Below are 14,463 nucleotides of genomic sequence, written 5' to 3' on the forward strand. Positions count from 1 at the left end.
TTTTCCTTGAAATAAAAATTTCATTGACATAAAATAAATCATAGTTTCAATTTATGCGGAGTTGGTGGAACGGCAGACACGTATGCTTCAGGCGCATATGTCCATGATGGACGTGAGGGTTCAAATCCCTTACTCCGCATTTTTATGAGTAAAATAATTCCAAGTTTTTGTCGCAAGATTACTGTACTGAAGGAAAATATTTTATTCCTAAGCATTTTTTAACCAATACAAATTAGTTAGGAGAAATTTTATGCCATTTATCGCTATTTTAATTGATGCCTTAACTTTAGGCGCTTATTTTTTACAACTAAATAATAATTCTAATACCTTGCGTTTTTTAGGATTGATTTTTCAGGGAGTAATGACAGTTCTATTACTACTGTTGCTAATTGGTTATCATGGCAAACGGCACACGGGCTATCGACCGGAAGGATATTCGTATTTCACCATTCGTTTTGGTATAATGGTATTTTCTTTTCTAATTAATGCCATTGTCCTGTTCCTTTATATTTTAAACTTCATTGGAGCGAATAATCTAATTTTTTCTAATTTCTAATAAGTATTAATTATTTTATAAGTTCTATCTTAAAATAATTAGTCTGCTAATAATCTGTTATACTTAATCCTACGCGAAAAATATTGTTATGCGATAGATTAATTTATTTCGTTGAATTTAATCAAACTGGCGTAACTTAGGAGTTACATGGATGTATTAGAGGTTAGGGAATACATCGTTTAAACGAGAAATAACTTGAATTTTTAGTAATAGTCTTGATCCAACCTTAAATAATAATATTGATTAGTCAGATAGCCTTCTCTAGTAATAGAGAGGGCTATTGTCCATTTTAAAGAACTTTTTTGTTTTTTTCTTTACAAAACAAACGCGTGTTCGTATAATTAAGTTATCAAATTAGTTGGAAGTGATTTTATTGTCCTCTTATCAAGATCGTAAACTATTAAAATGGAATGGTTTTTATTTATCAGAACACACTCGTCAGTTAGCCGTGTCAAAAGCAAAAAAGGTACATATCTGGCCTGCTAAAATTGCGATGGACAAAAGAAGAATCGACCAAATCTTATATGAAGCCCAGTTGAAAGATCGCTGGATTGCCATTCAAAAAGAAGAAGTAGACGAGGAAGGCCACTATTTTCCTGATATTATCGGCAAAATACAAGGCTATGATGAATTAGGAATTTATCTTGCAAATCAAAAAGTTGATTACGATGAAATAAGAAATGTCGCTTTTACAACTGTGCCAAAATGGTCCGAATTGGAGGAATAGTGATGATGAATTTAAAAGGTACTGTTCATCAAATCAAAATCTTAAAAATATCTGATCAGCCTTTGGTCTACTTTCAATTAAATGACTTTCATTGCCTAATTGCTACCCATGCGCTGAATTTTTTAGCCGATGTAGCTATCGGCAGTACAATTAGAATTGCGGGTTATTATAACTCACGTAAGCAGTTTATCGTAAAAAAATATAGTCTCCTTGGGAAATCACAAATTGTTATTGCATTTGAAAACAGCTTATATCCGCCTAAACATATTTAATTTCTAACTGAAAAAAGAAGCATTTTACTGCTTCTTTTCGTAGATTGTTTCAATTATTTGATTAGCTAAATAAAATACACGATCATGACTCTTTGGTCGCGGCGATGCTGCATTAAGCCAATCCAGTCCCTCCAAGGGAATGCCATAGCAAAAAATATGAGGCTGCAGTTTTCCTTTACTGTCAATTATTTGATGTGTCTGGCGATGAACTAATAGCGCCCCTGTCTCATGTTTCTCTCCTTCAAAAATAACAATATGAGGGGCTAAGTAGCCTTTGTCACGCATTTTGTTGATTAGTGGATTTTTCGTTTTTGCTAAATCCGTCTTTGGTAAGCGCGCTTCAATTAGATTTTTTCCTTTAAAGCAACGCTTTTTATCTTTTTTACTGTATGCAATAAATTCTCCATTCTTTTGTTCTACTACCATCTCAGGGGCTAAAAAATCGACAAAGCCAGCTTTATAAAAAGCTGCTAGTTGTTTTTGTCGAATAACAGGCGCACCAATTGCTAAAAAGCTGTAGCTTCGATTAAAATCTCCCCAAAAATCTTGATAATATTCTTTTGGCGCAAATTTTTCATGATCTAACATATAATTAAAAGGCGCCTGGAGTTCTTTAAACGTATCTATTGCCGCGGCAATTGCACCTCTTTTATTTCCTAGTTCTGCTTGTTTAATATCTTCTTGTAAATAATTAAAAATGAATTCAGAAAAATCTGTTGCAGGAATATCTTGAGCAGGGTTCAAAAGTTTGTCCCAATCTAATTTATAATGCTTTGGAATGCAGTATTTTTTCAAAAGTGTATTGGTATCTTGTTTCTGATAATCAAACAAAAATTTGACCATATCAACGTTACTGTTCTTAAGAGCTATTTTGTAATAAACCAATTCCGCTTCTTTTTTTAATCTATCAACTATCTCTGTGACGGACCCTTGGAATTGGGTCATAAATTTTTTTGTTAGAATTTGTGGCTGTGCCTCTTCTCCAGGCAATTTTTGATTGATTGGGCGTGCACGATAAGGCACGCCTCTACCCGAACCAACGATAACTTTTTCTTCTCTACCTGAGGGCTGATAAATTATTTCACCTTCTTTTTCAATAAACTTGCCTCCCCATTTATTGACCAATAAAGATAAGTAGTCATAAAAACTCAGTCCTACCCCTCGAATAATGATAGCCCCTTGTACCAAATTTTCTAATGGCACATCAACAGGATTAGCTGGACCCTGATAGAATAATTTATTGGCTTTTGCGAAAGTTCGATTTTTTTTCTCTTCTTTACTATCTTGATTGGATGCGTGTCCTGTTGCCAAAATTACATCTGAAACAGGATATGTCTTTTCTCCTGTTAAAATGATTTTATCTGCTACAACTGTTAAATCTATGATTTTTTCTTTCATAAAATGTACCGTAACAGATTCTGGTATTTTCTTTAAGATTTCAGAAAAAAACCACCGCTGATAGATCCCGTAATACCGACGTGAACAATAATCATTTTTAGCCAAATTTGTCTCAAAGAGAAATTCTTCTTCCGCTAATAAATTTAGTGAAGCTAAAAAATCTATTGCTTCATTTTGACTCCATTCTCCAAGATTAGGCCCTTCATCTTCTGAAAATAGTGTTACGTGTTGCATGACCGTATTCATTATCACTTCACTACTTTGATTGCTACGCCATACTTTGCCTCCTGGTCCATGAGGATCAAAAATTAAAATGGTTACTTCTTCATTAAGTGCGACTGCTTTTTTAACTAAAGTATTTAAAGCAATTAACCCAAACGGTCCACCACCGATAATCGCAATTTTTTTCATTTCTTGTCCTCCTTTTTATTATGAAATAGTTGAAAGTAATCATTTTCTTACCTATCTAATTTGATTTATTATCAGGTCAGCTATTCTATATGTTTTTATTTACTACTCTTAGATTAAAGAATAATGGTAGCGCATGCAAATCTAAACTCTAATTATAAAAAAATGAGCCCAGAATTGGACTCATCTTTTCTTATGCAATCTTTTCAGTTCGGATAAAATAACCTTCTGTTGATTCACTAATTTGATTTAGAATGTGAAAACCCTCTTCTTCATCATAGCGAGGCACTTCAAATAGCAGCACCTGTTGTCTTCTTTGCGGAACACCAATAATTAATTCATCTGAAACCATGTGCATTGCCATAATATTAGAAATTTGTCGTCCTAATTTAGACAACTCCTGCACATTTTTATCTAAACGCCATTGCGAATTATTCATTAAACGCAAACTACTAACCAAAATACCACTCTTGATTGTCTTCTCAGCTATAACAGGACGCCACATTTAAGCCACCTGCTGACTAAGAAGATACTCTTCAATTGTAATTGGCGAATCACTTGCTACAGTTACGGTTATTAAACTACGAAATTTTGTTGCAACTTTCTTTAAATTTTCGGCTTCTTTTAAGGTACAATCGATGTAAAAAATGACACCATCATACTCTTCTTCAAAGTTAGTTAAAAACTTTTCAGCTTGTATCAGCCACTCATCTTTATGTGTTAAACTTTCATAAAAAATAACTTGTTTGTTACGCAAATAATTTTCAGGCAACTTATTAGGAAAACCAACCACTGCAATTTTTTCTCCTGTATGGTGTCGTTTTATGTGTTCCCACACATGATTTATTTTTCGTGCATTTCCTTTGATTATATACATTTTCGCTACTCCTTAATTTTTGATTATTTTCTTATGACGGCAATAGCTTACCATCCCTTGTCCTTCTTGCAAGACTATCACCTCCTCTAATCCCAAATAAGTAATAACGACTACTTACAACACTATCAAATAAATTATTTAAAGCAACTATCGTAAGAAAACGGTAAATAACTTTCTTACCAAGTTCTTATATACTTCCTTCAAAAAGTAAAATAAGAACGATGCCAGTTGGTCTTAGTACAAAAAAACTACCCAAAGGATTGTATCTTTGGGTAGTTTTTTTCAGTTATCATATTTTCCATCATTACTAAATACAAAAAATACTAATAGCCCCACACCTATTATGGAACAAGCAGCACCAAGTAACGGAACAACTTTCCCCATCTCAGTCACAGTCATAAGAATTGAGCCACCCACAAAGAGAAAACCTGACGCAAGTAGATTTTTCATAATACACTCCTTTGTAAGACAGGACGGTTTAGCGAATTTTTTCTTGTAGGAAATTGGTACAATTATTATACCTGATTCTTTTATTCGTAAACAATTATACTGCTTATGCTTATATCTTATTTAAGCTATCATCAAAATAGAATGTTCAACGCTATTTAACTGTTTAAAAAATGAACTAATTTTTTAAACGTCTTTTCAGCTTCTGGTTTATTAAAATCAAACTGATATTCATGACCTAATTCTGGTTTGTCATAAGAAATCTTTGTTACTGACAAATTTTGCTTTTTCAAAGCATCAACAGTCTTATCCATCTGTTTTGTAAACGTCTTTTGATTACCATCAGTGAAAAAGAAGTCTTGGGAAAACTCTTTTGCGTGTTTTGCCAAAGATAAATTTTTGATTTCTTCCCTATTTGAAAAATTTTTATCTCCAAAATAAGCCCAACCACTTTGTTTAAATAAAAAGCTTGAAACGGTGTCATCAATCTCTGTGAATTTATCAGGTTCAAGAAGACCAGAAAGCGAGATAAATTTCCGAACTTGAGAACTTTCCAGGGCTGGTTTCAAATGATTTTTTACTTGCAAATTATTATTTGTTAAGCTAAGCAGATATTCGCTGGCAATTTGGGCCCCTGCTGAATCACCACCTAAACGAATATTATCCCAATCAATCCGAAGCTTACTTTGCTTTATTGCCACAATTGCTTCGTTTAGCTGTTGAACAGGTGTTGGATGTTTGGCTTCAGGCGCAAGTGCATAATTAAGATTAACCACTATTGTTTTTGTTTGCGCACACAACATGGTTAAATAGTCTTTGCAATCTCTTTTATCACCACCCACATATGCACCACCATGTACCCAAAATAAAACAGGTACATTCTCTTTTAAATTTTTGGGCGCATAGACATCCAAAATATTATTTTCATTTTCTGACGGATATTTTTCATCAGTTGTGATGGTTATTTCTTGCATATTTTCGTTAAAAAAGTTCGGTCTATCATAAACTTGTGTCTTTTGGCTCGTATCAAATTGCTTACGAACGAATAAACTAACCGGTTTTGGTGTGAGCTGTAGAGTTAGCCAACTCCCAATAATGATTATTCCTAGAAGAATTAGTAAACTTAAAAGAATACGTTTAAACCACTTCATATATTATCTCCTTTTTTGCCAATAAACACTACCTAAAACGAATACGATAAGTAATATACCGACTACCACAAATGTCGTAGATCGCTTTTCTCCCGTATTGGGATAACGTTTTAAGTCTTGATTATTTGTGCTTTTTGTTTGTTTCACTTTTGTAGAACTAGAAGTAGTATCCGTTGTAGTATTAGACGGTAAAATCTGATTGTCTGTACTTGGTGTACTGCTTGTATCTGTGTTTTGGCCATTAGTGTTGGAATCATTAGTAGTTATATCATCTTTTTTATATTCGCCGATTGTAAAATTAAGCTAGACAACTAAAAAAGTCATTTGTGCTACACTCAAAATAGTTCCGTCCAAAGAATTATAAGGAGTGAGTACAAATGACCTATACCCATCTTACAACGGATGAACTTGTAATGATAGAGTCTTATTTCAAAATAAATCAATCTGTTGCGAAAACTGCGCATTGCTTGAATCGTTCAAGACAAACGATCCATAAAGTATACCTGTTCTTCAAGCAAGGAAAATCAGCCTTAGAGTACTATCAACAGTATAAGAAAAACAAATCAAACTGTGGTAGACGCCCGCTTGTTTTACCTGAGGAACAATCAGAATATATTCAAAGAAAGGTTGTTCAAGGATGGACACCCGATGTGATTGTTGGTCGTGCAGCGTTTCCTATTCGTTGTTCTGCTCGTACCATTTATCGTATGTTCAAAAAGGGGCTATTTAATCCTTCTGACTTACCGATGAAAGGCAAGCGTAAACCAAATGGACATCAAGAAAGACGTGGAAAACAAGCTTTCCGTCGCTCTATTCATGAACGTGAAAAAGATTATAGCCAATTCTCAAATGAGTTTGGTCACCTTGAAGGTGACACTATCGTAGGTTTGAAACATAAAAGTGCTGTAATTACCTTAGTTGAACGATTATCAAAAGTTATCATCACATTGAAACCGTGTGGTAGACAAGCGATTGATATTGAAAACAAATTAAATCATTGGTTTGAATCTGTACCGAAAAATCTATTCAAATCCATCACTTTTGATTGTGGAAAGGAATTTTCAAATTGGAAACAGATCAGTAATGCCAATGATATTGCCATTTATTTCGCTGATCCAGGAACGCCGTCTCAAAGAGGCCTAAACGAGAATTCTAACGGATTGTTACGTAGAGATGGTTTATTGAAATCTATGGATTTCAATTCAGTAGATGAATCTTTTATTCAATCTGTCGCATCGAAACGAAATAATATTCCTAGAAAATCACTGAATTATCGAACACCTTTGGAAGTATTTTTGAGTTACGTAAGTATTGATGATTTGTCTAACTTAATTTGACAATTAAGAATATATAAGTTACAGTAGGTATCTTTTCACTAAAAATTCCGTTTTCCTTGCCTGCAACTGAAACTAAAGTATAACCATTAAAAGACTTTCTTTCAGTTTTATAATCATCACCGTAAAACCCTGAAAGTACCAACTCACTTTTAGACAGCAAACTATGATTTTGTTCATCTACGTATATAACTCTAACGTGATCATTAAAAACAACATTTAAAAAATTGTTAACGTGTGTGTTATATGTTTTTGGATCAATTTTTTGAGCTTCTCCATGCCCCGCACCTTCAACAAGAACTAAATCTTTATACCCTTTTGATAAAGCATAAAGACTTTGGGCATTTGAAACTGGTACAACATTGTCATTAGTTCCGTGGATTATTAATTTAGGAATACTCGTTTCACTCATACCAATAGCTGGCAACTCTGCTGTTGTATTAAGGTGTAGTTCTTGATCAAAGTAATTTTCTTTTAATAGTTTCATATACAGATCTTCGTGAGCTTGATCTGGAACCATATCCAGGTCAATAAGAAAAGCAAAATTTGCTAGTAAAGGCGCAACGAGGTTGGTGTAGGTATACCTCAATTGCTTGTCAATAGATTGAAAGCCACAATTTTCAATAATTCCTTTGACATTTTTAGGAATAGGTTTTGCTAATGTTGACATCATTGTCGCAGCTCCCATGGAACCTCCATATAACAAGATTCCTTGTTGTGGTTTATCCGAAATTTCTTGATTAATCCAGTATAAGACATCATCAGATTCATATTGACCATACGTAACATATTCACCATCACTAGCACCTGTGGCCCGAGGATCAACAAAAAGTAAATTGTAACCCGCCTGATAAAAAATATCATACTCTGGCGTAACAACACCATTATCCCAATTCCCACGAAACCCGCCATGGATCACTACTGTTTTATTGGATTTTTGATTAACATAATACGCTTGTAAATGCATCGGTTTTCCCGTTTGATGATCTAAAGCTGAGCCCGTTAAAATACTTGTGTTGGGATAAAAACCTGTGTATTCTGCTGGTGTTGTCCCATCATTATTTGCCATCAAGGACATAAAATGACTATTTTTAGCAAAGGCAATGTCATACAATATATATGTTGACATTAATTGTTTAATGGTTAATTCCTCTATTTCAAATTGACTTTTTGCTTTATCTAATTGATCACGATACAAATTGAAAAAAAGACTAACGAAATCTCCACCACCTGATTCTTCAAACGCCTCATCTAATTTTGTCCCAAAATAATTTAAATATAATTTAGCTTTAAAATTCGTCCCTTTTCCAATAGCAGCAAGAATCTCAGAATCATCATTAGTATTATCGTCTGATAAAGTTGCATCGTTTACTTCATCATTACTTTCTTCAGTAGAATCAAGCGTACTAGTACTACTTTGTCTTGAATCAGTCTGACTTGAGTCGTTTTCTTCACTGGAACTCGTTTTCTCATTTGTAGATGCCTCTGTTTCTACTACTTCAGTAGAAGATGAAACGCTACTATTAGACTGGTCAGTTTCTACTGTCATTGCGTTTACGAAAATGGAACGAAAAGGGACGCTAAAAAGTATTATTGTAGCAACGAAGAGCATAGTACGTGATTTATTCATCATTTTTTCTCCCTTGATTGACTTCAATTAATTTGCTTATAATTGTCTCTTGTAAAATATAAAATTTTTCATCACTTAAATTGAATACACTTGAATCTGTTTCGTGACTGTTCATCATCCACTTGCTTGGACTTTTTTTCTCTAAAAACGCTGAAACTATTTTCTCGGCTATCTGCTCATCATAATTTTCCAGTTCTTTTAGTAACCAATAGTCTTCTATCCCTCTTTTTAATTGCTTATATCGTAATGACAGTAAAATATTTCCATTATATCCCGGATAAACCAAACAATTATCTCCTATGGGTAATGCAGCTGTGTTATAACGAATATCCGTTCTAGCATGGATTGGCCAACAATTAAATGCCCACCGGAGTAACCCATTTGTTTTTAAATAATAAGCCAATAGCCCTTGTACCCGTGCTTCAAGTAATGGGCTGTGCAAAAAAGTATTTGGTTTTGTTGGATAATTACAAATATAGTATTGCGTTTTCTCAGAAAATTTTTCCGATAATTCTTTATAGTGCTTAGTAGTACAGTAAAAAGACGTTACCGGATAGTCCACATCTTGAATTAAAGCTTCTAATACAGGTTCTTTATCAAATGCTACTTTTATTTTTATAGATGGTTCAATTTCCTTTAAGGCTTTTAAAGAACTTTGAAATTTATCAACTTCATTAAATTTTGGTTCATCAGCATTGAAATACGTTTTATCCCATAATCCAAGTTCAACCATATGATCTACCAATAATCGAAAATATGTTTGAAAATCTTCTTTATCCTTAATGAATTTCATCTTACTAGATTCTTCGTCAAAATATCGTAGAACCAGTTTTTCTGGATGTTCCATATCGTTATTCAACGGAAAAAACGGTGGTGTCCACACACCTAGTAATCCAAAAATATTTATCTCCCAGTCTATTCCATATTTGAAAAAGGTATTAAGATAGCGATCAAGTAGTGAAAAATCACAAATGATTTCACCGTTTTTATTTCTTTTTATGGGAACAATTGAATATTCATATAGATTGGCTGGAAAATCTTTTACAATATAGTTAAACCAGCCTTTCCAGGGAATTTCACCTGCAATGATTGTTACTGACTTTTGACCGATACCCGCTAAAATTTTTGCCATTTGGTCTATCAATTTAAAATGTTCATCTCCAAAAAGAGGAACCTTAAATGTTCTTGCCAAATTAGAAGGCTGTTGCCATATATCCAGTTTGAAATTGTCTTTTATATTTTTGGGAAACTTAAAATCTGAAATAGCAAGATCAATCTGTTTTCGAGCTATCAATCGATCATCTTGATTAATAAATGATTGAAACACCAAAATTTCTATAGAATAATTTTTTTTAGAAATTGTTTCATCTATTGGGATTTCTACATAAATTGGTGCATAGCGATCTCCATCACATGTATATGATTTTTCTTCTATTAACTTATCCGCATAAGCGATATTATCTTTTGCTAAATAGTATTCCACAAACTGAGCCTGATAATTCAATTGTGTATTAATTGCAATTCGATACATTGGTGTTTCAATCTCATCTGGAATAGAAAATTGTTCGTTCAACAGATAATGATTTTTTTGACCATTGTGTAGTAAAATTTGAAAAGCCACTGTTTGATTGTAGGCAGCTTCAATTTTTTCCATTTGTTCAGGTATTCCTTGTAACAACTTGGTGGATGCTTTATAACTTTCGGATACAATTAGACACTCCATTTATTTTCACCCTATTTCATTTTTTCCTTGAATTAACGCTGTTAATCGTTTTATTTTATCATTCGTAAATTCTTCTGGAGCAAAATGATGCAGTTGTTGTAAAGTATATTTGCGAACGATTTTGTAATAACTCTTATTTTGTATTTTAGGAAATAACTCCAAAACTTTCTGACGTCTTCTGTCATCACTTATGATTTCTTGAACACAACTTTCTATCATACTTTTTTTACAACTATTTGTTGTTGCTTTATGGCTCCAATTCAAGTTCATCCACTCACAAGATAAATTTAGCCAATGAGAAAATCGCGAGTCAATCATCTTAGGATTATCCCCAGTCAACGAATTCGCTAAGGACAAACCATGTAGCCCTTTTTGATAGATATGACTCTCAAAGGGAATATCATTTTCTTCTAAAGCCTTTAAATAGTACAAAGAATTTTCAATAGGAACAACGTTATCTTCAAAAGTTGAAAAAAGGAAAGTTGGTGGCGTATCCTTTGAGACGCACTGGTCTAAAGAAGGTGCACTAATCTTCATTACTTCTGCAAAAGAAGATAAAATTGCTGGATATCCTAAAATACAAAGAGTAGGCTTTTTCTTTAATAAAGTACACATTGCTGCGGCAAGATGCCCTCCTGCAGAAAAACCAATGATAGCAATTTTATCGTGGGAAACGTTGAATTTTTCATCAATTTGCTCTATGACATCTAAGGCTTTCTTGCCATCTTGTAATGATTTTTCGAAGTCCCGATATTTTCCAACATGGTAACGTAATACACCAGCATGAAAACCTTGTACCACATAAGATAATGCAATAGGTTCAGCCTCTCTATCACTACAATAACTATATCCCCCGCCTGGAATTACTAGAATAAATGGTTTTTTTCTCAGTTCATTTTCAGCACATAAGTCGTTAAGATAAAGTGTAATTCCCGAATTTGCTTCCTCATCGAAAATTACTTCTTTTTTGTATACCATATTCAATCGCAACCTTCTTTGTTAGTATAAAAAACATCCCTTGATTCTGATTTTTCTTTACAAATTTCTATATATTGCTATGATCTCTTTTGCTAAATCTGTAAATGCAATCGCAGTCATTAAATGATCCTGACTATGAACGGCTAATAATGTGAGATTTTTATGATCCCCTTTAGCTTCATCTATTAATAAGCTAGTTTGGGAATGGTGCGCCGCTACTAACGCATTTTCTGCATCTTTAATTTTTCGATCAGCCAACTCAAAGTTTTTCTCTTTTGAAAATTGGATTGCCTCCATTGCATCACTTTTTGCATTTCCTGCATTCACAATCAAACTCATGATTATTTGTAAATCTTTATCTTCCAATATTATGCGCCTCCAATCATTTCCATCGCAAATTGCAGTACCTTTTCACCATTCATCATGCCATAATCACTCATATTTATGACCGCTACAGGTGTATGGTATTGTTCTACTTTTTCTTTAAATTGTTGTAGCATAAATCTTACTTGCGGTCCTAATAATATTGCAGCCAATTTTTCATTTTCAATAATTGTTTCTGCCTCTGAGGCAGAACGAGCAAAAATATTAACCTCTAAATTATTCGCTTTTGCGGCTTGTTCCATTCTTGTTACAAGCATACTTGTGCTCATTCCAGCTGAGCATACTAACATAATATTTTTTGTCATAACTATCCCTCTTTTACTAACTAATTTTTACAAACTTCAAGATTTACAAACCATTTGTTTCAATTATTTTTTTATACCAATAAAAACTATCTTTTTTGTAACGTGCTAAATCTAACAAGGACGTTTCGGTTCGATTAACGTAAATAAAACCATACCGTTTTTCAATGCCTTCGTGTGTACTAATCAGATCAAGCGCGCTCCAAGGACAATATCCAATAATTTCAACGCCGTCTTTTTCTGCCAGTTCCATTTGTTTGATATGCTCTTGTAAGTAATCAATTCGGTACTTATCATGAATTTTCCCATCAATTGTTAGGGTATCCTTGGCACCAATGCCATTTTCCGTAATCAATACAGGTAAGCGATATCGAGAATAGATTTCATTTAAGGTAAAGCGAAACCCTTTTGGATCAATAGGCCAACCAAATTCAGTTAAAGGTAAATGCTTATTTTCTACCGATTGAAAAAAACCTGGTATTCCAAATCCTGACTGTTGATCAATTTTATTTTCTTTTTCATAATAAGCAGAAACAGTCATCGTATTATAATAATTGATAGCTATATAATCACAAGTACCAGAAGCCAAGATGGCTTGATCTTCTTTTGTAATTTTAGGAGCAGCACCAATCGTTTCTAATAGATGCCAGGCGTTGTGGTTGTAAGTTCCATAAACCGCAACATCTAAAAACAGCCAATTTCGTAAAGCACTCATGTAAAAAGCTGCCAATTGATCTTCTGGCTTATCTGTAGCGGGATAAACACTGGCAATATTAGGTGCTGGTCCGATTTTCCCTGCATAATCTTGCTCATGAAAATATTTTGTCACTAAAGCTTGAGCTACTAACATATGATGGTTTTCTTGGAATTTTTCTTTCATTGATTTTTTACTTGTACCAATTACAGAGCCTGCAAGTGCCATCACATTTTGCTCGTTGATTGTTTGCCAATAAGGAATTTTTTCGCCAAAGCGTTCAAACAATAACTGACAATACTTTGAAAATTCAGTTATCGTCTCACGATTTTCCCACCCTCCTTTTTTTTCCACATACACAGGCAGATCAAAATGAAAAACGGTGACAATTGGTTTAATCCCCTGGCTTATTAATTCATCGATTAAAGCTTCATAAAACGCAATACCTTGTTCATTGACCTGACCATTTGGCATCACTCGACTCCACGAAATAGAAAATCGGTACGCCTTAAGACCAAGCTCTTTAAACAATTGCACATCCTCTTTAAAGCGATGATAATGATCAACTGCAACTTTGAAATCCGTTGTTCCTTCTGGAATTTCTTTGACATCTTGAACAGATGGCCCTTTGCCCGCTTCATTCCAGGCCCCTTCTACTTGATAAGCACTGGTTGATGCGCCCCATAAAAAATTTTCTTTCATCTACTTTACCTCCGCTGCCCCAAACAGATTTGCATCTGCCTTAAATTTTGCCGCTTCAATTGAGATCTTACTTAACGTTTGTTCAATTAGTGGTGAAACCAAGAATAATTGTTTATAATTCATTTGAATTTTATCGATAAGGCTCTTCTGCTGACTAATTCCTCCACCAATCACGATTTTTTCTAAATCCAAGATTGTTTGTAGATTAAAACAAAGGAGTGCAATTTCTTGGCAATACGCATTTAATATTTCTTCAGCTTCAGGATTTGTATTTTTCTTTAGTTCATCAAAAACCAGTTTTCCATCTTTTGGTACTTCTAATACTTTTGCAAGTTTCGCAATTAAAGCGACTGCCGAAAGACCTGAACCAACAAATGAATCTATCCCTACTATTTGACGATCCCGCACCAAAAAGCTAATTTCTCCAGCTTGCCTATGTTCGCCTTTGTATAATTTTCCATTGATAACAATACCTAACCCAACGCCCGTTCCTAAAATGAGCGCAGCTGCATTTTCTACCCCCTGTAAATTTCCTCTTTTCATCTCTCCAAGAGTAGCCGCCTTAGCATCATTTTCGACAACAACTTTTCCTGGAAAAAAAGACTGAACAAGTGAGATTAAATCAACTTGATTCAAGTAAGTGACCGCCCCACCAAATTTTACAATGCCAGTTTCTAAAACAGCTCCTGGCACAGCCAAAGCAACCTTTTCAAAGGACTCGTTATTCTGATAGTTCTTAATCAAAGTTTGAAGTAGCTCTGCTAATTCAGCTAAGTTTTTAGATGTGGGAAAACTTTTTTTATCAAATAGTTGTCCATTATCGATTACTGCTGATTTAATAGTTGTTCCTCCAATATCAATGCTTAATGTTTTCATCTTA

Annotated in this window: 17 protein-coding genes and 1 tRNA gene; 5 read left to right on the plus strand and 13 right to left on the minus strand. The window is 33.9% G+C overall.

The window, feature by feature from the left end; genetic code table 11:
* Positions 1 to 55 precede the first annotated feature (55 nt).
* The 4 genes from EsVE80_RS07135 to EsVE80_RS07150 all read left to right on the plus strand — a co-directional run bounded on the left by EsVE80_RS07135 (position 56) and on the right by EsVE80_RS07150 (position 1,555).
* Positions 56 to 139 (plus strand) — tRNA-Leu (locus EsVE80_RS07135).
* Positions 140 to 250: 111 nt separating this feature from the next.
* The gene (locus EsVE80_RS07140; protein WP_173103105.1) at positions 251 to 556 is read left to right on the plus strand and encodes a hypothetical protein; all 306 of its coding nucleotides are present in this window, start codon (positions 251 to 253) and stop codon (positions 554 to 556) included.
* 364 nt (positions 557 to 920) lie between these two features.
* Positions 921 to 1,283, plus strand: a complete 363-nt coding sequence (locus tag EsVE80_RS07145) for a hypothetical protein (RefSeq protein ID WP_173104151.1) — start codon at positions 921 to 923, stop codon at positions 1,281 to 1,283.
* Positions 1,284 to 1,285: 2 nt separating this feature from the next.
* Complete coding sequence (locus tag EsVE80_RS07150) at positions 1,286 to 1,555, plus strand: hypothetical protein (protein WP_173103106.1); 270 nt, start codon at positions 1,286 to 1,288, stop codon at positions 1,553 to 1,555.
* A gap of 24 nt (positions 1,556 to 1,579) precedes the next feature.
* On the opposite strand, the gene EsVE80_RS07155 is transcribed toward EsVE80_RS07150, so the two are convergent.
* The 6 genes from EsVE80_RS07155 to EsVE80_RS14070 form a co-directional block, all read right to left on the minus strand.
* Positions 1,580 to 3,364: an FAD/NAD(P)-binding protein gene (locus EsVE80_RS07155; protein WP_173103107.1), complete on the minus strand. Its 1,785-nt coding sequence runs from the start codon at positions 3,362 to 3,364 to the stop codon at positions 1,580 to 1,582.
* 190 nt (positions 3,365 to 3,554) lie between these two features.
* Positions 3,555 to 3,866: a hypothetical protein gene (locus tag EsVE80_RS07160; protein ID WP_173103108.1), complete on the minus strand. Its 312-nt coding sequence runs from the start codon at positions 3,864 to 3,866 to the stop codon at positions 3,555 to 3,557.
* On the minus strand, positions 3,867 to 4,238 hold the full coding sequence (locus tag EsVE80_RS07165) for a hypothetical protein (RefSeq protein WP_173103109.1): 372 nt from the start codon (positions 4,236 to 4,238) through the stop codon (positions 3,867 to 3,869).
* Between the two features lie 282 nt (positions 4,239 to 4,520).
* Positions 4,521 to 4,688 carry a hypothetical protein gene (locus EsVE80_RS07170; protein ID WP_173103110.1) on the minus strand — a complete coding sequence of 56 codons (168 nt, stop codon included), beginning with the start codon at positions 4,686 to 4,688 and terminating at the stop codon, positions 4,521 to 4,523.
* 155 nt (positions 4,689 to 4,843) lie between these two features.
* Positions 4,844 to 5,836 (minus strand): alpha/beta hydrolase, encoded by a 993-nt coding sequence (locus EsVE80_RS07175; RefSeq protein ID WP_173103111.1) that lies wholly within the window; start codon positions 5,834 to 5,836, stop codon positions 4,844 to 4,846.
* Positions 5,837 to 5,839: 3 nt separating this feature from the next.
* The gene (locus EsVE80_RS14070) at positions 5,840 to 5,983 is read right to left on the minus strand and encodes an LPXTG cell wall anchor domain-containing protein (protein WP_173103112.1); all 144 of its coding nucleotides are present in this window, start codon (positions 5,981 to 5,983) and stop codon (positions 5,840 to 5,842) included.
* A gap of 230 nt (positions 5,984 to 6,213) precedes the next feature.
* Between EsVE80_RS14070 and EsVE80_RS07185 the strand changes: the two genes are divergently transcribed.
* Positions 6,214 to 7,173: an IS30 family transposase gene (locus EsVE80_RS07185; RefSeq protein ID WP_000222573.1), complete on the plus strand. Its 960-nt coding sequence runs from the start codon at positions 6,214 to 6,216 to the stop codon at positions 7,171 to 7,173.
* On the opposite strand, the gene EsVE80_RS13855 is transcribed toward EsVE80_RS07185, so the two are convergent.
* Genes EsVE80_RS13855 through EsVE80_RS07220 form a run of 7 tightly spaced genes read right to left on the minus strand, consistent with a single transcriptional unit; the run spans position 7,160 to position 14,459 of the window.
* Positions 7,160 to 8,800 carry an alpha/beta fold hydrolase gene (locus EsVE80_RS13855; RefSeq protein ID WP_232061143.1) on the minus strand — a complete coding sequence of 547 codons (1,641 nt, stop codon included), beginning with the start codon at positions 8,798 to 8,800 and terminating at the stop codon, positions 7,160 to 7,162. The genes EsVE80_RS07185 and EsVE80_RS13855 overlap by 14 nt on opposite strands.
* Positions 8,793 to 10,523, minus strand: coding sequence for a DUF4091 domain-containing protein (locus tag EsVE80_RS07195; protein ID WP_173103113.1), 1,731 nt, complete (start codon positions 10,521 to 10,523; stop codon positions 8,793 to 8,795). Before EsVE80_RS07195 ends, EsVE80_RS13855 begins: the two co-directional genes overlap by 8 nt.
* Before the next feature lie 6 nt (positions 10,524 to 10,529).
* Positions 10,530 to 11,501: an alpha/beta hydrolase gene (locus tag EsVE80_RS07200; protein ID WP_173104153.1), complete on the minus strand. Its 972-nt coding sequence runs from the start codon at positions 11,499 to 11,501 to the stop codon at positions 10,530 to 10,532.
* A 57-nt stretch (positions 11,502 to 11,558) separates the two neighbouring features.
* Positions 11,559 to 11,867, minus strand: a complete 309-nt coding sequence (locus tag EsVE80_RS07205; protein WP_173103114.1) for a PTS lactose/cellobiose transporter subunit IIA — start codon at positions 11,865 to 11,867, stop codon at positions 11,559 to 11,561.
* Between the two features lie 2 nt (positions 11,868 to 11,869).
* Positions 11,870 to 12,190, minus strand: coding sequence for a PTS sugar transporter subunit IIB (locus tag EsVE80_RS07210; protein WP_173103115.1), 321 nt, complete (start codon positions 12,188 to 12,190; stop codon positions 11,870 to 11,872).
* A 43-nt stretch (positions 12,191 to 12,233) separates the two neighbouring features.
* A complete protein-coding gene (locus tag EsVE80_RS07215) occupies positions 12,234 to 13,583 on the minus strand; it encodes a glycoside hydrolase family 1 protein (protein WP_173103116.1) in 1,350 nt (449 codons plus the stop codon).
* Entirely contained in the window at positions 13,584 to 14,459 is an 876-nt protein-coding gene (locus EsVE80_RS07220) for an ROK family protein (RefSeq protein WP_173103117.1), read from the minus strand. It lies immediately after the preceding gene.
* Positions 14,460 to 14,463 lie beyond the last annotated feature (4 nt).

This window comes from Enterococcus saigonensis (assembly GCF_011397115.1).
GTDB classification, from domain to species: Bacteria; Bacillota; Bacilli; order Lactobacillales; family Enterococcaceae; genus Enterococcus_C; species Enterococcus_C saigonensis.

Bases quoted from the DNA above. Each gene is read 5' to 3' on its own strand.
- EsVE80_RS07165 (WP_173103109.1), bottom strand. From the start codon at position 4,238: ATGTATATAATCAAAGGAAATGCACGAAAAATAAATCATGTGTGGGAA.
- EsVE80_RS13855 (WP_232061143.1), bottom strand. From the start codon at position 8,800: ATGAATAAATCACGTACTATGCTCTTCGTTGCTACAATAATACTTTTT.
- EsVE80_RS07185 (WP_000222573.1), top strand. From the start codon at position 6,214: ATGACCTATACCCATCTTACAACGGATGAACTTGTAATGATAGAGTCT.
- EsVE80_RS07195 (WP_173103113.1), bottom strand. From the start codon at position 10,523: ATGGAGTGTCTAATTGTATCCGAAAGTTATAAAGCATCCACCAAGTTG.
- EsVE80_RS07220 (WP_173103117.1), bottom strand. From the start codon at position 14,459: ATGAAAACATTAAGCATTGATATTGGAGGAACAACTATTAAATCAGCA.
- EsVE80_RS07140 (WP_173103105.1), top strand. From the start codon at position 251: ATGCCATTTATCGCTATTTTAATTGATGCCTTAACTTTAGGCGCTTAT.
- EsVE80_RS07155 (WP_173103107.1), bottom strand. From the start codon at position 3,364: ATGAAAAAAATTGCGATTATCGGTGGTGGACCGTTTGGGTTAATTGCT.
- EsVE80_RS07175 (WP_173103111.1), bottom strand. From the start codon at position 5,836: ATGAAGTGGTTTAAACGTATTCTTTTAAGTTTACTAATTCTTCTAGGA.
- EsVE80_RS07170 (WP_173103110.1), bottom strand. From the start codon at position 4,688: ATGAAAAATCTACTTGCGTCAGGTTTTCTCTTTGTGGGTGGCTCAATT.
- EsVE80_RS07200 (WP_173104153.1), bottom strand. From the start codon at position 11,501: ATGGTATACAAAAAAGAAGTAATTTTCGATGAGGAAGCAAATTCGGGA.
- EsVE80_RS07210 (WP_173103115.1), bottom strand. From the start codon at position 12,190: ATGACAAAAAATATTATGTTAGTATGCTCAGCTGGAATGAGCACAAGT.
- EsVE80_RS07160 (WP_173103108.1), bottom strand. From the start codon at position 3,866: ATGTGGCGTCCTGTTATAGCTGAGAAGACAATCAAGAGTGGTATTTTG.
- EsVE80_RS07150 (WP_173103106.1), top strand. From the start codon at position 1,286: ATGATGAATTTAAAAGGTACTGTTCATCAAATCAAAATCTTAAAAATA.
- EsVE80_RS07215 (WP_173103116.1), bottom strand. From the start codon at position 13,583: ATGAAAGAAAATTTTTTATGGGGCGCATCAACCAGTGCTTATCAAGTA.